The sequence below is a fragment of the Natronorubrum sediminis genome, assembly GCF_900108095.1.
Lineage (GTDB): Archaea > Halobacteriota > Halobacteria > Halobacteriales > Natrialbaceae > Natronorubrum > Natronorubrum sediminis.
Window position 1 is genome coordinate 136,574 of record NZ_FNWL01000006.1, and the last position, 23,139, is coordinate 159,712.

At 56.1% G+C, this 23,139-nt stretch carries 16 protein-coding genes and 1 pseudogene; 8 read left to right on the forward strand and 9 right to left on the reverse strand.

Features of this window, described 5'->3' with window-relative positions:
• Window positions 1–36: 36 nt before the first annotated feature.
• Entirely contained in the window at window positions 37–822 is a 786-nt protein-coding gene (locus BLW62_RS18140) for an enoyl-CoA hydratase/isomerase family protein (RefSeq protein WP_090508437.1), read from the reverse strand.
• Between the two features lie 310 nt (window positions 823–1,132).
• Between BLW62_RS18140 and BLW62_RS18145 the strand changes: the two genes are divergently transcribed.
• Window positions 1,133–2,032 carry a TAXI family TRAP transporter solute-binding subunit gene (locus tag BLW62_RS18145; protein ID WP_175459805.1) on the forward strand — a complete coding sequence of 300 codons (900 nt, stop codon included), beginning with the start codon at window positions 1,133–1,135 and terminating at the stop codon, window positions 2,030–2,032.
• A gap of 80 nt (window positions 2,033–2,112) precedes the next feature.
• Here the strand turns inward: BLW62_RS18145 and BLW62_RS18150 are convergent, their stop codons facing one another.
• On the reverse strand, window positions 2,113–2,883 hold the full coding sequence (locus tag BLW62_RS18150) for an SDR family NAD(P)-dependent oxidoreductase (protein WP_090508439.1): 771 nt from the start codon (window positions 2,881–2,883) through the stop codon (window positions 2,113–2,115).
• 105 nt (window positions 2,884–2,988) lie between these two features.
• Complete coding sequence (locus BLW62_RS18155) at window positions 2,989–5,025, reverse strand: TRAP transporter permease (protein WP_090508440.1); 2,037 nt, start codon at window positions 5,023–5,025, stop codon at window positions 2,989–2,991.
• A gap of 471 nt (window positions 5,026–5,496) precedes the next feature.
• Here BLW62_RS18155 and BLW62_RS18160 point away from each other — a divergent pair, with 471 nt between their 5' ends.
• Both BLW62_RS18160 and BLW62_RS18165 read left to right on the forward strand, forming a co-directional pair.
• Complete coding sequence (locus BLW62_RS18160; RefSeq protein ID WP_090508441.1) at window positions 5,497–6,294, forward strand: enoyl-CoA hydratase/isomerase family protein; 798 nt, start codon at window positions 5,497–5,499, stop codon at window positions 6,292–6,294.
• A gap of 243 nt (window positions 6,295–6,537) precedes the next feature.
• Complete coding sequence (locus BLW62_RS18165; RefSeq protein ID WP_090508442.1) at window positions 6,538–7,770, forward strand: MFS transporter; 1,233 nt, start codon at window positions 6,538–6,540, stop codon at window positions 7,768–7,770.
• Between the two features lie 7 nt (window positions 7,771–7,777).
• Here BLW62_RS18165 and BLW62_RS18170 read toward each other — a convergent pair whose 3' ends face one another.
• Window positions 7,778–8,683, reverse strand: coding sequence for a sulfurtransferase (locus BLW62_RS18170; RefSeq protein ID WP_090508443.1), 906 nt, complete (start codon window positions 8,681–8,683; stop codon window positions 7,778–7,780).
• Between the two features lie 728 nt (window positions 8,684–9,411).
• Here BLW62_RS18170 and BLW62_RS18175 point away from each other — a divergent pair.
• Entirely contained in the window at window positions 9,412–10,419 is a 1,008-nt protein-coding gene (locus tag BLW62_RS18175) for a TIGR04024 family LLM class F420-dependent oxidoreductase (RefSeq protein WP_090508444.1), read from the forward strand.
• A gap of 418 nt (window positions 10,420–10,837) precedes the next feature.
• On the opposite strand, the gene BLW62_RS18185 is transcribed toward BLW62_RS18175, so the two are convergent.
• On the reverse strand, window positions 10,838–11,050 hold the full coding sequence (locus BLW62_RS18185; RefSeq protein WP_245726754.1) for a hypothetical protein: 213 nt from the start codon (window positions 11,048–11,050) through the stop codon (window positions 10,838–10,840).
• 286 nt (window positions 11,051–11,336) lie between these two features.
• The gene (locus BLW62_RS19275) at window positions 11,337–11,519 is read right to left on the reverse strand and encodes a GmrSD restriction endonuclease domain-containing protein (protein ID WP_090508445.1); all 183 of its coding nucleotides are present in this window, start codon (window positions 11,517–11,519) and stop codon (window positions 11,337–11,339) included.
• Between the two features lie 20 nt (window positions 11,520–11,539).
• On the opposite strand from BLW62_RS19275, the pseudogene BLW62_RS18415 reads away from it, so the two are divergent.
• The 3 genes and pseudogenes from BLW62_RS18415 to BLW62_RS18205 all read left to right on the forward strand — a co-directional run.
• Window positions 11,540–11,629, forward strand: a pseudogene (locus tag BLW62_RS18415) (IS6 family transposase); the annotation flags it as partial.
• Between the two features lie 1,844 nt (window positions 11,630–13,473).
• On the forward strand, window positions 13,474–14,115 hold the full coding sequence (rdfA, locus tag BLW62_RS18200) for a rod-determining factor RdfA (RefSeq protein ID WP_090508447.1): 642 nt from the start codon (window positions 13,474–13,476) through the stop codon (window positions 14,113–14,115).
• Window positions 14,116–14,215: 100 nt separating this feature from the next.
• Window positions 14,216–16,210 (forward strand): archaea-specific SMC-related protein, encoded by a 1,995-nt coding sequence (locus tag BLW62_RS18205; RefSeq protein WP_090508448.1) that lies wholly within the window; start codon window positions 14,216–14,218, stop codon window positions 16,208–16,210.
• A gap of 1,305 nt (window positions 16,211–17,515) precedes the next feature.
• Here BLW62_RS18205 and BLW62_RS18210 read toward each other — a convergent pair.
• From BLW62_RS18210 to BLW62_RS18220, 3 genes are all read right to left on the reverse strand, one after another.
• Window positions 17,516–19,117 (reverse strand): N-acyl-D-amino-acid deacylase family protein, encoded by a 1,602-nt coding sequence (locus BLW62_RS18210; protein ID WP_090508449.1) that lies wholly within the window; start codon window positions 19,115–19,117, stop codon window positions 17,516–17,518.
• Between the two features lie 216 nt (window positions 19,118–19,333).
• Window positions 19,334–20,584 carry an MFS transporter gene (locus tag BLW62_RS18215; RefSeq protein WP_090508450.1) on the reverse strand — a complete coding sequence of 417 codons (1,251 nt, stop codon included), beginning with the start codon at window positions 20,582–20,584 and terminating at the stop codon, window positions 19,334–19,336.
• A gap of 114 nt (window positions 20,585–20,698) precedes the next feature.
• Complete coding sequence (locus BLW62_RS18220; protein WP_090508451.1) at window positions 20,699–22,231, reverse strand: class I adenylate-forming enzyme family protein; 1,533 nt, start codon at window positions 22,229–22,231, stop codon at window positions 20,699–20,701.
• 335 nt (window positions 22,232–22,566) lie between these two features.
• On the opposite strand from BLW62_RS18220, the gene BLW62_RS18225 reads away from it, so the two are divergent.
• Window positions 22,567–23,139, forward strand: a 573-nt coding sequence (locus BLW62_RS18225) for an amidase (protein ID WP_139305434.1), incomplete at its 3' end; no start/stop codon positions are given.

A 23,139-nucleotide genomic window follows, 5' to 3' on the forward strand; every position in this document is an offset into this window, starting at 1 on the left:
ATCGAGCGGGTCCCGCAGTCTAATGGTACCGTACTACTACGCGCTGTACTCGCGATCGTACTCCGGATCGCGCTTTTCCTGAAACGCGGCGATCGCCTCGTGGTGTTCGTCGTCGTTGACGCACTCCCACTGGTGTTCGATCGCGTCCTTGCAGTAGTCCTCGAAGGTGTTGCGCCAGTCAACGAGCCGATTCGTTCGTCGAACCGCGGTCGCCGGGAGGTCGAGGAGGTCATCGGCGAGTGCTCGCGAGGCGGCCATCGGTTCGTCGGCGATTTCGACGGCGAGTCCGAGATTGACAGCGTCGTCGGGGGTGATGTCCTTCCCCGTCAGCAGGTACTCCTTCGCTTTCGCCTCGCCGATGAGTCGCGGAAGGAGCCAGCCGCCGCCGTCACCGGGCACCAGACCAACGCGGACGAACCCCTCGCGCAAGATCGCGTCGGGACTGACGATGCGAAAGTCACACGCCAGCGCGAAGTCACAGCCCGCTCCGATCGCCGGCCCTCCGACAGCGGCGATCGACGGCTTGTCGGTCGTCCGAAGCTGTCTGACAACGTTCTGGACGCCCCAGAGGTAGCCCGCGTAGTCCTCCTTCGACATCTCCTCGTGCCAGTTCGGCATCTCGCTAACGTCCGCCCCGGCGCAGAACCCGTCGCCGGCGCCCGTAAGGAGGATAACGTACACTCCATCGTCGTCGGTCGCTTCCCTAATGGCGACGTTGAGTTCGGCGATCGTTTGCTGGCGAAACGCGTTGTACACGTCCGGTCTATCGATGGTAATCGTCGCGATTCCGCGATTTGTTTCGTATTGGATATCGTCGTACATAGCTTTCCTAAAGCGACTAAGCGAGCAGCATCGCTCCGTCGCGAACGTGTAAAAGCAGCGACGGCAAATCACTTGAGTGTATTCATCATGACCGTCAGTCACACGCTCGAGAGCGGTCGGCGGAGCGAGCAACCGGACTTGGAACCGGCGGCAAAATTCGTTTACCGGAAAATATATGTGTCGTAAAACACACCCACATGTTATGGGTTATCAAGAAACAACCCGGCGGAGAGCGCTTGCAGCAATTGGTGCAGCCAGCACAATAGGGATTGCAGGGTGTATGGGAGGGGGCGGTGGGGACCAACTACAGATGCGTACCTCTACGGAGGATACCTCAGCCTACCAACTTTCTTCGGGACTCGCTGCAGTCGCCGACAATCACGACGAAATTTCGATCGACGCACGACCATCGGATGGGGCATTGCAGAGTATGCGTCAACTCGACGCGGGCGATGCCGACCTCGCGTACACGGACGCGTACAACTCGTGGGAGATTATCAACGAAATGGGGGAGTACGAGGACGAGCCCTTCGAAAGCGAGATTCAAGCGGCGTTCTGGTATTACGATATTTACGGGGGACTCACCGCCGCCGACCAAGAGACCGCCGAAACGGTGGAGGATCTCGACGGACTCGCTGTCAATCCAAATCCGGTCGGAACGGCGATGCGTACGATGACTGAAGCACATCTCGAGCACGCTCTCGACCTCGATAGCTACGACGAACTCGCACTCGACTACGGTGAAGAGGGATCTGCACTCGGAGAAGGGACGGCGGACGTCGTGAGCGACATTCGTATTAACGTCGATCTCCAGCCAAGTTACGTCGAAGAGCAGTACTCCATCAACGACGATGCGTGGTTGGTCCACTGGCCCGACAACGTTGTCGAGAGTATTCAGGACGACGACGCACCAGTTACTGGAGAGTACCTCAGTGTCGACGACACACCCGGTCCAGACGTTGGCGACCGTGACGAGGAGTGGTGGGTCGCGACGGTGTACAACGTCTACGTTCGCGAGGATTTCGACAACGACACGATGTACACGCTCCTCGAGATGATCCGTGACAATTCTGAAGAGCTCGCGGACTATCAGGACCTCGCGGGTGACTGGGCAGACATGGAGAATCTCGCAGAACCCGCTGCAGACATCCCCGATGTCGAGATGCATGAAGGTGCTCAGGACTTCTTCGAAGACGAAGGTGTCCTGTAATCCTACGAGCCACAATTTTCCAAACGGCCTCACCGAAACCCATCGTAGCGCACGAAGCAGGTGCACCGTATGGCTGCTCGTTAATCCTGTCTCGAGCCGGAATCGATATTGATGTCTTGTGCGGTGATATTTCGGGCCCGATCGCTGGCTAAGTACACCACGTACGCGCCGATATCCTCCGGGTCAACGATACTATCGAGCGGAAGTTTTCCCGTGATTCGCTTCCGTTTCGCTTCGTCGACCGAGAGGTTCTGCTTGTCTGCTTGCTTCTCGATCATTCGCTCGATACGCTCGCCTTCAACAGCACCCGGGCAAATCGTGTTGACGGTGATGTCGTACTCACCCCACTCGTAAGCGAGATCCCGTGAAAAACCGATCATTCCAGCTTTCGAAGCCGAGTACGGCGTACGTGTTGGATACGGATCTTTCGCGGCGGTAGACGATATATTGACGAGACTCGCCTGATTGCTTTCTTTCAGGTACGGGAGCGCGTGTTTGCTGACGAGAAAGGCCCCGGTCAGATTGACCCGTAGCGTGTCCTCCCACTCGTCGAGTGAGAGTTCTTCGACGGTTTTGTGTGGACCGCCGATACCGGCGTTGTTAACGACACAGTCGATTCCGCCGAACTCCTCGGCGGTTCGTTCGAAAGAATCGGTTATCGAGTCCACGTCCGTAACGTCAGTTTTCACGGCAAGAGCTTGGTCGTCCCCGATCTGTTCGGCGGTGTCGTAAATCCCGTCGCCGCGCGCCGCGACCGCCACGGAGGCACCGGCGTCCGCGAGTTCGAGAGCAATGTGCCGTCCGATTCCCTGGCTTCCACCCGTGACGTACGCTGTCAGTCCATCGAGCATGTGCTACTGATTCACAAATAATCAATAAATGTGTTGTGGTCCGCCGGCTGCTTTCGAAGTGATCGGTATCAATGGGAGAGCGTACGGAGAAAAACCGGAAAGGTGCTACCTGGAAGCGATAATCTTCTCGAGGCTGGGTACCGTTTCGTTGAAGACCGCGATAACCCAGACGAGAAACGCGATACTAAGACCAACCTTGACGGTCATATTCGGCACGAACCAAATCGCGAAGGCGAACACCAGGTACAGTGCGCGGGACGCATAGTTGAGTTTCGCCTGCAGGTCGTAACCGACTAGCGCGATGACGACCGAGAGAATGCCAACCGACGACGTAAGGAAGACGAGAGCGGTAGTCATTCCGTCCCAGTAGATGAGTTCCTGGTTGAACACGAACACCCACGGGATCATGAAAGAGAACAACCCGAGTCGAATCGTTTCCTTGCAGACGTCAAAAAACGACGCGCCGGCGATACCACAGGCGACCGCACACGACAAGGCGACCGGTGGCGTAATCGTTGACAGAAGGGCGAAATAGAACACAAACATGTGTGCGGTGATCTCGCCAAGACCTAACTGCACGAGACCCGGTGCGGTCAACACGGCGACGACGACGTACGCGGCTGGCGTCGGCATGCCGAGCCCGAACAGAAGGCTAGAAGTCATCGCGAGGAACAACACGACGAAGAACACGCCTCCGGCGATGGCGACCATCTGAAGCGAGAAGCTCAGTGCGAAGCCGGTTTGGCTGATGATCTGGATGACGATACCGAGCGAGGCGAGAACCGCGGTCAGCGGTGCCATGTTCACGACACCGATCTTGCACCCTTCGATGGTTCGTCGGCCCCAAATATTGACCGTCGACATCGACGACGGGTCGAGAATGAGATCCCGAATTAGGGCGGCCGGAATCAGTGCGAGAATCGCGTACAGTCCGGCACTCATTGGGTCCCATCGAAGGACGACAAGCGTGTAGATAAGAACCAGGAGGGGTATCGTGTACGGTGCGGTGCTGACCAGCATTTCGACGGGACCAACGCGTTCCTCGTCGGGTACGTCTGCAATGTCGCCTTCACGGAGCAACCAACCGTATCGGTGAGCCGAGAGGTGAACGACGAACGCCATTCCGATGTAGAACAACACCGCCGGAAGGATAGCTGCCTGTATAATATCCACGAACGAGACGCCGATAAGGTCTGCCATTAAGAACGCTGCGGACCCCATAACCGGTGGGAGAATCTGCCCGCCAGTGCTGGCGATCGATTCGATTGACGCGGCGTACTTATCCCCCACCCTGTTGTCCTGCATCAACGGAATCGTGAACGACCCGGTCGTCGCGACGTTGGCCGCTGAACTGCCCGTTATCGACCCCATTAACATACTCGAGACGATTGCAACCTGTGGGATTCCCGAGGAGATACGCCTCCCGACCGACCGACCAATTTTAATGACGTAGTCCATTCCACCGTAGGATTCGATGATTCCCGCGAACAAAATGAAGATCACGACCCAGGTTGCACCAACTCCGAGCAGAAAGCCGTAAACTCCGTTTAGCGCGACCGAATTGCTGTAAATGATAGTCTCGATGTCGAAGCCGCCGTGGTTGAGAATACCAGGGAATACCGGCCCAAAGTAACCGTAGCCGATCGCACCGACCGTGACGAAACCAAGTAGCTTCCCGTACGCTTTCCACGTCGCGTGGATCGTTATGAGCATGATTACTGCCCCGACTAAGACATCTACGTTCGTGTAGATGTACTGCTCGCGCGCCTGGCGTAGCCATCGCCAGTAATGAACGTGAACGTAGGCCGTCGTCGCGAGTATCGTAACGAACAGACCGGCAGAGATCGCGTTGTCCACCTTGTCTCTCACTCCACTAGGTGAGAAATTAATGCTGGCAAGATAGAACACAGAAAGCATCAATCCCAGATGGATATTCGCGTGCTGCGACCGTGGCATTCGCCCGCTCGAAGCGTAATACAGGTGCCACACAACCGTTATTACAGCTAGGGTATAGAGAAGTATTCGTACGAATCGCCGGACGGACAACTCAGATCGTGAACGAGGGAGAATCTGGGGAAAATCATTTATGCCCTTGGAGTCAGTACCGCCACTGACATCCTTTTCCGTGTCTGGTGTACTCATACCATGATCATCTCCTACATACTATTAATTCTTGTGAGAAGAAGACAGTACGGCGGTCACGTGACCAGTATTAGAACCACCAATACGGGAGGAGATATGCCACCGGATGTGTATCGGTAGAGCAGTCTCACGGAATAGCTGACAGACCATTGAGACGAGAACAAACCGACCCAGTCCATCGACGCTATGGTAGCGGGTGGTTAGCATCGAGGACCATCACCTGGGCGACGTTCCCGAACAAGATTTTCCAGCGGAGTTTCGTTGCGGTCGCCGAAATCGATACTCTCGGCGTCGGTCTCAGCGACTGCCCTGCATTGACTCGACGGGAACACCGTTTCGCAACGTGCGTCAACAATCATATCTGCCAACCCCAAAATAGCTTGAGTTAACTGTGTGAGCGGCTATCTGAGAAATTCGAAGGGGATCGTTGAAGTAACAATGTATATCACCCGCCGCCGCGACGTATGCGGTATGTCCGCAGAGGCCGTACTAGCGGAGTTCGACGACGGAATCGCGACAATCACGCTCAACCAACCCGACCGAATGAACGCGCTATCGGACGAAATCAAGCGAGGACTCGAGAGTGCCCTCGACGCTATCGACGAGCGAGACGACGTCCGCTGCATCGTGTTCCAGGGCAGTGGCAAGGCGTTCTGTGCCGGTGGCGACGTCGGTGGAATGTCCGACCGAGACGAATCGACTCGCACCGCCCAAGACCGAATCCAGGAACTCGTCGACCTGTGTGAACATGTCCCGATTCGAATCTACAACACCGACATACCGACCGTCGCGAAAATCGACGGCTACTGTCTCGGAGCTGGCGTGGGACTGGCGCTCTCGTGTGACGTACAACTCGCGAGTGAAGATGCGTCGTTCGGACTCGTGTTTCGAAACGTCGGGCTATCGATGGACTTCGCGACGTCGTTTCTGGTTCCGCGCGCAACCGGTTGGAACGTCGCAAAAGAGCTCGCGCTTACCGGCGAGATCATCGGCGCAGACCACGCGGAGGAACTAGGACTGATCAATCACGAGTACGGGACAGACCAATTTGAGTCGAAGGCAACCGAATTAATCGAATCGATCGCGACCGGACCGACGGTCGCGCTTGGTCGCTCCCTTCGGAACATCGATCGGTCGTACGGCAGCACGATTCGACAGGCGGTCGAACGGGAGGCACAGGCGCAGAATATCGCATACGGGACCGAAGACCACGAGGAAGGAGTTAGCGCGTTTAGCGAGGATAGGGATCCGGTGTTCCAGGGTCGCTGACAACCTTGAACCGCCACCGACTGCGAAACAGCCTCAGATTTTCCTCGGTTGCGTTCATCGGATGTCCACGACCGCGTTCAAACGCCATTCCATATCGTTCCCGATCACGCGTTTCGGATCGTCTTCGACGAAGTGGTGTCACGAAGGAGAACGTCGGGCGGCGGACGAGTGACGAATCGCGACCGAGTCAAAAACGCGGCAAGTGCTAATTGTTAACAAGCATTAATGCTCCTCGGATACACTATGAACTACTTGTATCACGTGAGCCACAAAGCAATCTACTCGAGCATACGAGCCAGCGTTTCTGGAGTCCAGGGAGACGGACACGGCAAAGCACTCCTCGCCATCGCGAGCAGTTCGTTCCTCTTGATCGGCGTACAGATGATCTATCCGGTCGTGTTACCGGAGCTACGTGCAGCGTACGGACTAAACCTCGGAACGGCGGGCCTGTTGCTGACGGTGCTGTGGCTTTCGAACGCAGCGGGACAGGTTCCCGGCGGGATACTAGCGGATCGGTTTGGGGAAGGGCGAATCATGGTCGTGAGTACGGTGGTCACCGCCGTGATGGTCGTATTCATCGTCGTTTCGGGTTCTATAGCCACCCTCTTTCTCGCGACGGTCCTCCTTGGACTCGGAATCGCCCTGTTCGGAGTCGCTCGATACACGGCCCTCGACGACCTCTTTCCAGAACGTGTCGGAACGACCGTGGGTGTCGTGCTCGCAGCCGCCGACGCTGGACAGGCGCTTCTTCCGCCGGTCGCCGGTGCACTCGCCGCTGCCGTCGTCTGGCAGTTCGGGTTTGCGTACACGCTCCCGCTGTTCGTCGCCGTCGCGCTCGCGCTATGGCTGTACGTGCCCGCACGCACCTCGGGCCCAGAGAGCGGAGTCGATACGTTCTCCATGGAGAGCATACGGTACGTCGGTGCGGCGCTCCGGAAGCGAACGGTCCTGTACGGGTCGGCGGCGTTCATCGTCTACATGATCGTGTGGATCACATTTACGGGATTCTATCCGACGTACCTCATCGAAGAGAAGGGGTTGTCCGCGACAGCCGCCGGGATACTCTTTGGGAGCTTTTTCGCCGTCGGGGTAGCTATCAAGCCGCTATCGGGACTGGCCTACGATCGCATCGGGATCCGGCTCTCACTACTGACGGTCATGGTAATCTCCGGGACGTCCCTCGTGGTTCTACCGCTCGTCGACGGCCTGCTCCCAATTGTTGTCGTTACGATTCTTATCGCCCCCATGTTGGGAAGCGGGACGATCACACAGTCGCACCTCATCCAGGGTATTCCCAATGACATAAAAGGGACCGGACTCGGCATCATCAGGACTGGTGGAATGGCAATAGCCGCCGTGAGCCCAGCGGTATTCGGTGCGATCGCCGATTGGGGTTACTTCGACGAGGTGTTTCTATCTCTCGCCGGGTTAGCGGGGTTGATCGTGCTGTTCGTTCTCCGGATTCCGACAGAGTGACCTACCGTCACTCACTCGAGCGTTGATTTGAATTGATTACCATCGGACACGACTCGTCGCGACCCCACTCCGCGAGCGACCCGTCGTAGACGGCGACATCATCGACGCTGAGCAGCGTCAGTGCAAATGCCACACTACTGGCTGCGATTCCGCCGCCGCAGTAGGCAATCACGCGCTCGGCGTCTAAGGCACCAACTTCGCCGAACCGGCCACGAAGTTCATCGAGCGACTGGTATCTCGCAGTTTCCGGATCGACAATCGCGGTTTCACCGACCGCAGGGACGTTCACACTCGAGGGAATTCGCCCGGGCCGACCGTACTTGACGAGACCACTCCCCTCGTGATCTGCTGGACGTAATCCGTTGATCAAACAGCACTCTTCGTCGTCGATACCAGCTAGAACGTCATCTTTGTCGGCGATCAGCCTCGGCCGAACGTCCGGGGTGAAGGTTGCTCGAGACGGACTCGGCTGATCATCGGAGACTGGACGGTTCTGGGCGGTCCACGTCGTAAACCCCCCGTTCAACACGCCCGCTCGGGTGAAACCGAAGGTCCGAAGCAACCACCAGACGCGAGCGGCCCACCCATTCCCTGTAGAATCGTAGAGGACTACTCGACGGTCGTCACCGACGCCCAGACGTGACATTGCCTCGGCGAACTGTTCGCTCGACGGAAGTTGGTAGGGGTACGCCGGGTCGTCCGTCACCGAAACGTCCGTCGGAATATCGACGAAAACGCTGCCCGGGATGTGTGCTTGTTCCCAGTCAGAACGACCAGACTCAGTTCGCCGCGCCCCAGTTTCCGGATCGAAATTTAGGTGAACGGTACAGTCGATAACCTGCAAGTCCGGTTCGTGTAAACGGCCCTCGAGCCAACTCGGTTCGACAAGTTGCGGAACGTCAGCGTCCGTCATTGTACGCTAACAGCGATCCGAAGCGACTTTATGGTTCCTGTTGCTCGCCACGCGACCCGTCCTGAATCAGCTCTCGAGGGATTCGATCCCCTTTTCTTTGTACAACAGTCGGCGTTTACGCTCGCCTTCTAAACATATATGACAAATAGAGAGAATTATATGTGGACAGTATTTAGACACTTTTTCGATGAACAGTAAAGACATCGTTTGTCAATGAGTGCCAATCGAAATGCCCACTTTCGACGTGGATTTACGGTAGTATTTCTGTAAATGCATGTCCGTCCGTCGAAACCCTTGTTTGTGCTTGTTACTCACGATAGAGTGTGACTAGCAGCGATAGCCTAATAACGACCGTTTCAATAAAGAAATCACCGGGAATTAGAGGGGAAAAATTCCCAACTATGAACACGGAATTCTACTCTCGGCGACAACAGACGAATACACATACACGCGTAAAGCGGTAACTGTACGCGTACTATAGAATATTTTCGAACAGTCTATTTGCACATAATGTCTAATTAAAAACGTTATCAGAGTGATGTTTGCTACGCGGGAAAGAGATTACTGCATAGTGAAATCCGACCATCCAACTCCGCTATGCGAAACAACACAACGATTCAAATGACCCTATTCTGCCATGAGAGATGAAATTTATACAGATGGATTACATGGTGGGGAACGATGACGAAAGAACAAGTGAACCGACAATCGATATGGAGGACAGATCCATGAAAACCGAACTCGACCTGCTGATTCGGCTCTACGACTACGAGCGGCCACAGGACGTCGGTGATCGGGCAACAGAGGCGGAAAAGTTGGGGTTCGATCGTATTACCGTCGGTGAGACAACGGACTGGAACATCGTTCCACCACTGACCCTCGCCGCCGACCGGACCACTGAACTCGGCATCTCGAACGACGTTATCTCGCCGTACGGCCGCTCACCGGCAGTGCTCGCACAAACTGCGCTCACGTTGCAGGACGCTTCCGACGGTCGGTTTCGACTTGGTCTCGGGCCGAGTTCGCCCGCAATCACCGAACGCTGGCACGGCCTCGAGTTCGATCGGCCACTGCGACGAACTCGTGAGACGATTGAGGTGATCCGCGCTGTCTACGACAACGGAAATCCTGCGTATGAAGGCGAGATTTTTGACATCGCCGGGCTCAACTATGATCGCGGGGTGCCAGAGAATCCGCCGCCGATTGACGTCGCGACCCTCGGTCCGAAAGCCACCGAGATGGCTGGCCGCTTCGGAGATGGATGGGCCCCGCAACTGTTCACGAAAGCTGGTCTCGAGGAGCGACTCGAAGACCTCGAACGTGGAGCCGAACTCGCTGGCAAAAACCTTTCTGACTTACGAGTCGCACCGATCGTCCGCTGTATCGCGAGTGAGGATCGTGAGACCGCCCGATCGAAAGCCCGTAGTACATTCGCATTCCTGCTGGGAGCGTACGGACCATACTATGGTAACTCGGTCGCCGAGCAGGGTTACCCAGGCGTCGTCGAGGAAATTCGGGCAGCTTGGGAAGAACGTGACACTGATGCTATGGCCGCCGCGCTTCCGGACGAAGTCCTTGACGAACTGGGGGCTGCGGGAACGCCCGACTACGTTCGTGAGTGGGTCGAAAAGTATGCATCGATCGATGGTGTCGATGCCGTTCGTATCGGCTTTGTCAATAAAATGAATGAATACGAAAAGCGTACAACGATGGAAGCGATCGCCGATGCAACCTAAGTTCACTGACTACTCGAATACGCGTACAGTGGATGGAACGTGATGGGAAGGCGTTCCAAGTATACAACTCGAAAAGACGCCGGTTGACTCGATTGCCCGCTGCGAGGCTCTATGCGAGCCAAATTGTCGAACAGTTGAATCGGCGACCGGTAATCAACCGAATACCGCTTGATCGATTTGCGGAGCCAGAGGAGATCGCTGGTCCAGGCGTCACGAGCCCGACGGGAGTCTCGTCGGTCGGCGACTGCTGCCCGACTGCCACCTCAACGGAGCGGTCGTCGGCGGTGCCAGCGACAGCGACGGTCGCCGTGTAGTACTCGCGCTCGAGTCCTCCTCAAGCAGGGATCGAACGCGCAACGTCGCTGTATCACCGTCGTCACGCTGCGACTCGATCCGTCGGGTATCGTCGACCGTCATCTCAAACGGGGGAGTCAGGAACGACCTCGGGATCGGGAACGATGCCGTGACCGGGACCGAAGAGATCGTGTGTCGGCCCCTTCGGAACGTCGGCGATATCGCGTTCGAACGAGAGGTTTCCGTCGAGATCGACGTACGAGAAGTCGCCGAGTCCGGCGACTAGGTGTGCGCTGGCGTGGAGCACGAGGGCGCTCTCGAGCATGCACCCGATCATCACCTCGAGATTCGCACCCCGGGCGATTTCGGCGTCGGGCGCGGCGTCCCGGACTGCGGCGACGCGCCTGAGGTCCTCGATCTTGTTAGCGAAAAATCATAGAATATCGGAGTTGTTCCTCTTCCAGAACGTTCGTGGGATCTCCAGCTATAATCTCCTGGTACCGATCGTTATTGAACCGACTGAGTTCTAGTTTCGGATATTCGTTGATGTCGAAATCTGCTTCGTGGAGATAGGTCTCTCGGATTTGCTCGGCAATCGGCTCCCCCTGGTCATCATAGTATTGTTACATCGCCCAGAGAAGAAGGGAGATCGTTATGAGGCGTTGCTGACCATCTACAACCTCCGTCTCGTATAGTTGGTCAATCAACTTTCTATACTGAATTACAACAATTGAACCAAGAACGTGCGTATCTTCCTCACTATTACTTTTCAGATCCTCCAGAATTTCGTCCACTGTACATTCCACGAGTAGAGACGCTAGTAATCTGGCTCAGACGCTTCAGACACCACTACAACCATGATCGACCGAATCAAGCACTGTATGGCCGAACGCCAGCCGAGGAGGTGCTGAACTAGACAGTGCCTCAGTTTGGTTAATGTTGGTAGCACGATTTATGACTTTTTGAATCTGTGATTCAATGATTTTTGAGTTCGAAACTCACTGAGTTACTGAGTCAAAAATATACAGAACTCACGGTTACTGCATTACTTCCCCTCCAATTCAAGGACCTAATAGATTAATACCTCTAGGAGTCGTGGATTCAGTGATTCCGTGAATCAAGGAATTTGTGAGGTGTTGAGTCGGAGAGATAGGAATCGAAGGTAATGAATTTCCGAATCAGTGAATCAGATAGTTAGTGAATATTTGAGTCAGAAATTCAGTGACTCGGAAATCAGTTGGTAGTTAACCATTGAGCCAGTGGAACCATGATTCATAGACCCAGGGCCTCTTTGTTCGAAGAATTCAGCGAATCAAGAATTCATTGAGTCATTGAATCATTGAATCATATAATCAGTAAATCCCCTAGTTAGTGATTCAGTGACGTTATAATCAGCCGGTCGTCGAATCGTTGGCTCAACAATTTAGTTGATCACTGATTCAAGTATTCACTGATTCGGAAAGTCATAACTCATTGATTCTCTGAATCATAGACTGTCTAATTCAATAATCCACATACAGGACCGTCTCGCCGTCAATTGCGTCGCTATCGGCGTACGAGAAATCGATGTTCGAGGGATTTTCGCGGATATCGATGTGTGCACGCTCGAGATCTACTCGGGCGTTTTAGAAGCCGACAGTCCCCAGTATCGCAGTGTGGGAATGTAAGGCTGAGTGTCGTTCACGTCGCAGATTTCGACGAGTCGATCCCCGAGCGTTCGATCAGCAGGCACCGTCGTCGAAAGGACCATCAGATCCGACAGCGACAGTACTTCTTCCCCGACTGACTCCAGGACGGCCCCAGTTGCGGCCTCGACTGCAAGGTCAACGGCAAGCGTACCGAGTGCGTCTCGATCAACCACTTCGACCCCATCATCGACGGGGTCGTTCTCTCCCCTCGAGTAAACGTACGCGAGTTCGTATGCATCACGTGCCGCGATTCACTCGTGTAGCAACGATCCGATTTTTCCGTAGCCGATCAGTCCAATCCGGTGGCTCGTCATTTTACTCGTTTCTCGAGTTCGGTCGCACATGGACGGGACGGTACGTTGCTCCTCGGACACTGGGGTTGGTTACTGAACTTCATAGAGCAACGAGGGCGCTTCGGTCAGCAGTAGGCCTAACCAGAACGTGTTTTTCCCGGACGCAGAACAAATCACGCTGTCAGACTCCTTCGCACCGACAATCGCTTTGGCGGCACAAAGGAATCAACGAGTCCGTTCTCGTACTCGGCGTCAGTCACGACGGACCCGACGCTCAAAACGAGTTCCGCTCGCAGAGGTTCATCCGAATCACTCCAGCTCCGGTAGCACTGACAGTAGCCCATCGGTTCGCTCATGTAACTCGAGGGAGATACCGCGAACGCCAGATTTTTGCAGTGCGAACATATCGGCGATGCTAATATTACCATGACTGCATTGTCGAGTGACGAACGGAACTCATTCGTGCCGTGTGTCGCCCACAATTTGGTGTCGACAAAACCATCGCAATCGTCGATAACGTAGAGTATTGCTAACCTATTCGAAGGTGCCGACGTAGACGCAATTGTCAATTCGATAGCCCCATGGTGTATCCAACGGAAAAGCGGCTGGCCCACCTGTGATGTCACGCACCCCATTACGACAATACAACTGTAAATATATGACCTACGATAATGGTGACCACCAAACAGCTCACAGTCACTGTGAAAATATCAATGGTGAATTAGCAGTTGACATCCGAATACCCAGTGCTTTTGTACGCTGATACTGATTCTGAGATAGTGACCGAACGACCGCAATCTACTGAAGGCGAAATTGCCTGTGGATGCAAGCTTGGACGCGTCGCCGCAGAATACGAACTCTCGAGTCTCAACAGCGATCTGGTCATGTACTGGGTCGGTGACGGTGACGAACAACTGAGCACACGCCAACTCGCAACCCACGTTAACCAGCAAATCCTCGAAGCGGGCCTCGAGGACACAGGAATCGTTCCGAAAGACGGCGAAGTCGAAAATACGTACCGGCTGTTGACTGACGACGATGTCAGCAGCGGGACGCGGGTACAGACGCGAAACGAGTTGCGACGCGACGGCGTCCCGATCGACGACGTCGAGTCAAACTTCGTCTCGCATCAGACCGTGTACAATCACCTGACGAACTGTCTCGAGGCGGAACTCGATACGCCGAGCGACGAGGAACGAGTCGAGCAAAGTACCAATAAACTCGGCGCACTCCAGAACCGAACAGCGGCAGTGACGACCGACACTGTCGCACAGCTAAAGCGCAACGACATTGTCGATATTGGTGAGTTTACCGTCACCGTCTCCGTCACCGTTACGTGTGAAGAGTGTCTCCAAGAGTACCCTATTCGAACACTTTTCGAGGAACGAAGTTGTGACTGTCAAGAGCAAGACGTCGTTTGAGGCGTCATACTAGTAATTATTCGCAAAAGGACTCATTTTGTCGAATTTTTGTCCAGGCGCGAAGGGAAAATATATCTGGCGGCGGTGAGAAGGTGATGGTATGAAAACCGATTTGAAGAGAGCGGAACAAGATACACCGCCACGGGCGACGCTCTACGCGAACAATATTGGGGGAATCGACGAAACGACTGTTACGTTCAAGCAAGGAGTAACGGTCCTCGCCGGACGAAACGCGACAAATCGAACCTCGCTCCTGCAGGCACTTATGGCGGCTCTCGGAAGCGACAAGGTCAGTCTCAAGGCCGACGCTACCGAGGGTGAAGTCGAACTCGAGTTCGGTGACGAACTGTACCGCCGCTCGCTCGAGCGGCGAAACGGGACGCTCGTCACCGACGGCGACCCGTTCCTCGACGAGTCGGAGCGCATCGATCTTTTCGCATTTCTCCTCGAATCGAACGAAGCCAGACGGGCCGTCAGTCGTGGCGACGATCTTCGCGAACTGATTATGCGACCGGTCGATACCGACGCCATCAACGCAGAAATCGACCGCTGTAAACAGCGTAAGCGACAGATCGACGACCAACTCGAGGAACTCGAGGAACTCGAAGGACAACTCCCTGACCTCGAGGCAAAACGAACGCGTGTCACCGACGAAATCGAAGCGCTTCAGGAGGAACTCGAGACGGCACAATTCGAACTCGAGGAAACGGACGTCGACGTCGAGGAGCGACGGGAGGAACGCTCCGAACTCGAAACGAAACTCGAAGCGTTGCGTGAGACGCGATCGGAAATCGAACGCGTCCGTGAGCGGATCGAAACTGAACGCGAGAGCATCGATGCCCTCGAAACTGAACGCGAAGAAGTCGAAACCGACCTCGAGTCGCTGTCGACAGGTGAAGAGACGGATCTCGGCCGGCTCGAGGCCGAAATCGACACGCTACAGGCAGAGAAGGCCGACCTTTCGGAAGAGATCTCACAGCTCCAGAGCACGATTCAGTTCAACGAGCAGTTGCTCAGCGACGAGGAGTCGATCCTTCCCGAGGTGAGTTCCGGATCCGACAACGAGGGCGACGATGGCAGTGACGTAACGGATCAGTTGTTGGCCGACGACGACACGGTCACCTGCTGGACCTGTGGCTCCGCTGTTGCTCAGGCCCAAATCGAGACGACGATCGAGCAACTCCGTAGCGTCCGTCAAGAGCGACTCGAAGACCGGTCTGAACTCGATACGGAACTCGACGAGCGACGGGAAACGCTCTCGGCAATCAATGAAAACCGTACCGAGTACCGGCAGACTGAGCGACGCCTCGAGTCCATCGACGACGAGATCGACCGACGAGAGGAGCGTGTCGAGGAACTGATCGACGAGCGTGAACGCCGTACCGACGAGATCGAAACTCTCGAAGCGGAGATCGACGACCTCGAGACCGAAGAGTACGGCGACGTTCTCGATCAACACAAGGAGGTCAACCAACTCGAGTTCGAACTCGAACGAACGCAACGGCGTCTCGAGGAACTCGACGGGCAGATTGACGATATCGAAGATCGACTCGACGACCGTAACGGACTCGAAGAACGACGTGAGGACGTAACCGACGAACTGACCGATCTGCGGACTCGAATCGGTCAGATCGAGGCTGACGCGGTCGACGCGTTCAACGAACACATGGAGAACCTGCTCGACGTGCTCGGGTACGGCAACCTCGATCGCATCTGGATCGATCGGACGACTCAGGACGTTCGCGAGGGGCGACGAAAGGTGACCAGATCGTCGTTCGATCTGAAAATCGTCCGCAGCACCGATGATGGATCCGCCTACGAGGATACGATCGATCACTTGAGCGAGAGCGAACGCGAGGTGACCGGATTGGTTTTCGCACTCGCCGGGTATCTCGTCCACGACATCTACGAGACGGTCCCGTTCATGCTGGTCGACTCGCTCGAGGCGATCGACGCCGACCGAATCGGAAAGCTCATCGAGTACTTCGAATCGTATGTTCCCTACCTCGTCGTCGCACTGCTCGACGAGGACGCACAGGCGGTCGACGTCGAGCACAACACCGTTGCGAAGATTGGATCGCCGTCGACCTCGTAATGACGGTGTTGGCCCGATAGAATAGAATTGGGCTAAAATAAGTACTAACTCTATGTCATCGTGTTGGTTCGGTTTGTGACATACTCACTAGACGGGGAACTCTTGTAACAACGTTTCAGTGGTTGCTGAACCGACGTATCGGAAGTTGTTTCTAAACAGAGGGATTCGCATTCCACCAATTTATTTATATTTTGATAGCGTTCCCGCTTTCGTGACGTCCGAGACGGAATTGGAACGCAGTTCTCTGGAATACACCTTAAGTGCTAGGCGTGGTTGACAGGGAATACGGCACCTAAGACGCCAAATTTCTCGCGAATGTTCGATTAAACGCACTCACATAATATTCATCCAGAAGTTTTGGTCCGTATATCAGGAGATTTACTTAGTCTGTATCGACGAGGTGTACAGCCAGTATTGATTGTCATTTAGGTGTATTATCTTTGCGTTAGCATAAATAAAATTCGTATTTCGATTGATTTTGGTTGGAAATCAGATTCGGTACACCGTTCGTGGATGATTAGTCAGAGTTCATTTAATACACATATACCCAAATACCGAATAGTGTCTGAAACATGCATTTCAATGAATTAGAATTGGGCTTTGGGGATTACAAACATCAACAGTGTTGTTTATCGTTCCATAAATATCAAATATATGATTAGTAGTAGGGCTGAATCGTGCGCAATCGGACATGGATCACTCGCCTCGAGGACCTTTTCGGGCAACTCGCATTGCTTGTAACCGCCGAAAGATGCCCGGCTGATGTCGCTGAACCACTCGTTGACGTAAACGTTTCCAGCCTCGAGTTAGTGTGTGAGACGAAGAGCACTCGAGCGTGACTGGCGTGAGAGTCTTCGCAGCGCTTTCGTGCTGTGCTGGCCGCCCGAGACACTCTCCGCAAACGTGATCTGGTCGACAGTAGGCTCTATACGACTCAAACGGCGTGTAAAGTACTTCGGTCAATTCAGAATGAACCACATCTACATTGACCACCATTCGATGTTAAGCCAGACCACAGCCTCTTCGACCGCAGCGTAATTTGGATTCCGACCAGATTCTGACTGGAGATCGGGTTTGTGACTCCAGTTGTGAACGATACACTGAGTAGATCGAAACCGCACTCCTCTATAATTTGAACAGTATGAGGATAGTGTCGAGCAATTTAGGCCGATTACCGCGTTCTGGATGCAGACCGTTGCGTATTGTTCTCACGTCTCTTCCTCAAGTCTATACAGCGGCACCGTGGGGTGGCCGCATCTTTGTGTCAGCTCGGAAACTACGGTTATCAGTTGTTAGGCCAAACCGTCATGTACAGTTTCGTATCGTACGGCCCGGCAGTTCACCCGTCACTTCCCCTTCGCTGATAATCGATTCACCGTTAACGACCACGTGATCGATGCCGTCAGAATATCGACGTGGATTTTCGTACGTCGCATCGCTTCCGACTCGAACTCGATCGAACACGACGAGGTCTGCGTCCATTCCTGGCCGAACGAGTCCCTTTTTCAAGAGGCCCATCGCTCGTGCCGGCAGTGCGGTCATCTTTCGAATGGCTTCCTCGAGGATCATCAAATTTTCGTCGCGAACGTACGTCCCCAGGATCCGCGGATACGAACCGTATACGCGCGGGTGGGGGTTCCCTCCGAACAGACCGTCGGTGCCGATACAGGTTCGCTCGTACGTAAGGATCTCTCTGACGTCGGCTTCGTCCATCATGTGATACACCGCGCTCACTGCCAGTTCCTCTTCACACAGCAGGTCACAGACCGCACTGACAGGGTTCACGCCGCGCTCCTCAGCGACCGACGCGATGCTCCGTCCCTCGAGATTGGCGTTAGCGTCCGTTTGTACGTCCGAAATAACCACATCATCCCAACCGGTAAGGGCTCCGATGTTCTCCCAGCCGTCGATCCGCCACTCCTCGACATCACGGCGGATCCGTGCTCTTGTCTCCTCATCTCCGAGGTGTTCGAGCGTTCGCTCCGGCCCCTCTGAATGGACCCACGGCGGGAGAGTAGCGGAGAGCATCGTACTCGCTGCGGCGTACGGATACTGTTCGACCGTCACATCGACCCCTCGATCTCGAGCGGTCTCGATAAGATTCACCGCTTGTGAAGCGTTGCCCTGTTGTCCTCGCCCGGCAACCTTGAAATGCGAGAGGTGCAACGGGATGTCTTTCTCGGAACCGACGTCGACGAACTCGTCGAGCGCATCCCAGATCCAGCGGCCCTCGCTTCTGATGTGGGCAACGAACGGGCGGTTGTACGGTTCGAGTGCCGTAGCCAACTCCGTAACCTCTTCACGGGTTGCGTAGGTACACGGTGTGTAAATCAGGCCGGTCGAGAGTCCGAGTGCGCCTTCTTCGAGCGCCCCGGTGACGAGTGAGCGCATCTCGGCGAGTTCGTCGTTGGTCGGTTCTCGGTCGCTCATCCCGAGCAGGTTGTATCGTATCGTCCCGTGGCCGACGAACAGTGCGACGTTCGGTGCGATGCCGTTGTCCTCGACGGCGTCGAGGTAATCCCCAATACTGCCCCACGTCCAATCGATGTCTGCCTGCCCCGCGAGCGCACTCAATTGTGCGCTCCACTCCTGAGCGCCTCCATCGCGGTACATCGGCGCCATCGAGAACCCGTCTTGTCCGAGAATTTCCGTCGTGATTCCCTGTCGGATCTTCGGCTCGAGCGTCGGATCCTCGAACAATCGCATGTCAGAGTGTGAATGCGTGTCTATGAAGCCAGGACAGACGATACGGCCGTCGGCGTCGATCGTTTTTTCGGCGTCGGTACCTGGATTCGCTTCCTGGCGGACCGAGACGATCGTCCCGTCGTCGACGACGACGGAGCCGGTGAACCACGGAGCACCAGTTCCGTCGACGATTCGGGCATCTCTAATGAGAAGGTCTCCCATGTGAAAGGATACGTCAGTAGTACCGAAAAGGTTCCGTTGCAGACGCTTCAATTCAGTACAATATGATTGAAGAAAGATTCGGGTGGTCATTGAAAGTTCGCGAATAGATACTACGGGGCCAACGAACTTTTGCCGACAGGTAGGTGCGAGCGACAACGAAAAAGAGGCGACCATGGCAACGTTCGCGGAACTACTGTGACTTCGACCCGTCGCCTACTAGTTGAGTCTCGATGCGACAGCGACGCAACCGGCACCAATAAAGGCGCCAAGCCCTGCGAGCAGGAACGACCCCGTGTAACTACCGGTGATCTCAAACCAGTACCCGACCAGCGGCGGTGCCGCGAGCCCGGCTACAGCGAACGAGAGCGACATGACGGCGAAGGACGTGTTGAGGTCCTCGTGACCGAACAAATCGGCGACGAGAGGCGAAAAGAGACTCCCACAGCCCCCGTAGCCGACGCCGAAAATAACGATCGTTCCGAGAAAAACCGCCGGTGTCGGTGCGAATGCGATGGCGACCATCGCTGCGCCGAGCAAAGACGTACAGGCGATGAACGTCCGCGTTCGGCCGACACGATCAGCCAGGATACCCACACCGAAGCGCGCGACCGTGGCCGCGACACCTACCGTGGTGAGTGCGAGAACGCCCTGGGAACGGCCGATTCCGATGACGGTCGCGTACGAAACCACGTGGCTGATGACGATGTAGATCGGCATCGATAGCAACACCCACCCGAGGAAGACCAGCAGAAACGGCCGTGAAGTGATCGTCTCGTTACTCGCAAGTGATGTTCGTTGGGTGGAACGAGCGTCTATCGTCTCGAACGGTGATTCGCCGCCATCGAATTCCACGCTCGCGTCCGCGCCGACCTCCGAAGGCCGGTTGACGAAGAACGCTGTGAACGTGATACAGAGGATACCGGCAAGGAGTGCGATACCGAACATCGCCTGTCGCCAGCCAGCCGACGAGATGAGGAGTTCGGTGCCGAGGGGGAAAACGACCATTCCGATACCGAGCCCCGCGGAAGCTATCCCGGACGCCGTTGCGCGTCTGGTTTCGAACCAGAGTGGAATGGTCGCGAAGCTCACGACGAAGAGTCCGCCCATTCCGATTGCGGTGAGGAAGCCGTACGCGGCAAAGAGTTCCAGGTACGACCGCGAGAGCGCGGCCCAAACGAGCCCGCCCGTGAACAAGGCAGAAGACACCGCCGCGACGGCTCGTTGGCCATACCTGTCGACCGCTCGTCCCGCACCAACGCCGACGATGTAGATCAGTGCCGTCTGGAGCCCGAACACGCCCGCAAGCACCGACCGAGAAACATCGAACTCTTCGATGAACACGTCGTAGAAGACACCGAAGGCGTAGCTGGTTCCGTAGACGGCCGTCGTGGCGAGCAACGCACCAATGACGATGATCCACCCGTAGTAGACCCGCTCGGCGATCGCACGACGGGGGTCAGGAAGCATCTCTCTGAGATGTATCCCCTCAGTGACCTAATGATTGGGGTCCCGGAAGAGTCGACCCCAGAAGGACGCGTACCGGATTAATTCAGACTAAAGTGTGGTTACAGGTTCGTTCTGTCACTGCTCTCGGACCCAGTGCTCCGGCTCCGTTTCCTGCTCGCGCTCCCGAAGTTTCTGTTTCTGAATTTTCCCGGTTGGCGTGTACGGAAACTCGTCGACGAACTCGACGTATCGAGGGAGCTTGAACGAGGCGAGTTCGCCGCGACAGTGATCGACGATCTCCCCTGGTGAGAGTTCTTCGTCGTCTTTCACTCGGACGAGCGCTTTCACAACCTCCGTGTAGAACTCGTCCGGACTCGGAATAACGGCCACTTCGTCGACCGCGTTCATCGCCTTGATGCTGCTTTCGACCTCGAAGGACGAGATGTTCTCACCGGCTCGGCGGACGATGTCCTTCTTTCGATCGAGGAAGTAGAGGAATCCGTCCTCGTCGAGTTTGCCGTAATCGCCCGTATGGAACCAGCCGTCGGTCATCGCTTCGTCGGTCTTATCCGGTTGTCCGTGGTAGCCCGCCATGAGCGCCGTATCGCGCTGTGCGATCTCGCCTTTCTCGCCCGCCGGTACCGGATTCCCGTCCTCGTCGACGATCCGAACGCGCTTTTCGGCGGGCGGGATGCCGACGCTTCCGATGCGCCGTTTGGATTCGTCGACCGGGTTGAGCATCGCCAACGGGGCTTCGGTGAGCGAGTAGCCTTCGACCACTCGTACGCCGAACCGCTCCTCGAACGGTTCGATGAGTTCGGGGGGCGTCCCCGCGGACATGACGATTTCGACCGGGTTGTCGCTATCGGCTTCGGTCTCGGGCAGGTTGTCCAGCATCTTGAGCATGCTCCCCATCGCGTTGAACACCGTAACGTCGTGGTCGTGACACCAGTCCCACCAGTTCGTCGACGAGAACCGCTCGTAAATCACGACCTCCGCGCCCCCCGCGACGGCGGCGAGCGTCGAATAGATCTGCGCGTTCGCGTGGAAGAGCGGTAACGCCGTAAACAGCGTGTCGTCGATCGTGATCTCCAGTCGCTTCTGAAAATCGATCGCGCTGATCGTCCAGTTCCTGTGTCGGCACTCGACCGCCTTCGGCGGCCCCGTCGTTCCGGACGTGTACATGTGGAGACCGACCGTCTCCGCGTCGCCGTCGTGGGGATCGACGCCGGTCGGCTGGTCGGCTGCCAGCGCGGGAAGCAACTCGTGACCGTCGACCGGCTCCGTCGTCAGGATTCGTTCGACGGCGGTTCCGTCCGCGGCATCGACGGCGACCTCGAGGAGTTCCGGCGTCGTCACTAGTACTGTCGGACTCGAGAGTTCGAGGGAGTGTCGGAGTTCGGACGGCTGGTACTCGGGGTTCGACGGCGCCGTCACGCTGTTGCGATACGCGTTGGCGAACAGGAGAAAGACGAACTCGGGACTGTTCGGCAGGAACAGCGCTACCCTGTCACCGGCGTCGACGTCGAACTCCGCCAGCGCGTTCGCGTACCGCTTCGCCCGGTCTCTCACCTCGCGGAACGTGAACGTCTCGTCCGGAACAGTAAGAAACGGTTCGTTCGGCGTTCGTTCGACTCTCGTCTCGAGGAGAGACTCGATCCGAATCATACTTCGGTAATAGGGAACAACCCACATATACGTTGGTCTCGGCGAGTAGGTGACACGGGTGTTCGAACGCCTCGAACCAGACAACAGGGACGTGACTCGGTACCGAGTACAAAAAGGGGAACCGCCGGCGTTCGAAAGTATCGAGCGGAGATCTATCGTCGAAACGTGAAGCGCCACGACCGCAAGCGATTGGATCGGTGGATCGACGAGAACGTGATCGGTGAACCGCCTCGGGGCTTGACCTCGAGGCACCCGGCCTGATTTTTTGTAGACGCTCCCTCACCGCTCTGCCGTGCGAGTAACGTTTATCACTGTATCCCGAAAACTACCCAGAGATGTCACGCGACCCGTGTTTCATGTCAATGGTGGAGCTCGCGGAAGGAATCGCCGGTGGGGAGTTGTCCCCGATCGACGTTGTCGACGCGCATCTCGAGCGAATCAACCGTCGAAACGACGAACTGAGCGCGTACAGCACGGTCATCGACGAACGGGCACGAGCGGCCGCACGCGAGGCCCAGTTGGCGATCGAGCGGAATGAAGACACCGGCCCGTTGCACGGTGTTCCGATCGCGATCAAGGACCTCTTTGCGTTAAAAGCGGGCGTTCGTCACACGTTCGGATCGACGGTTTTCGACGATTTCGTTCCAGATCGAACGTCTCCCGTCGTCCAGCGCCTGGAGGACGCCGGTGCGATCATCATCGGAAAGACGAACACTCCGGAGTTCGGGAACCGACCGACGACCGATAACGATCTCGTCGGTATCACCCGAAACCCGTTCGATACCGAACGGACAGCAGGGGGATCGTCCGGTGGGAGCGCGGCCGCCGTCGCAGACGGACTCGCCCCTGCGGCGCAGGGATCCGACGCCGGCGGATCGGTTCGAATTCCAGCCGCCTGTTGTGGTGTT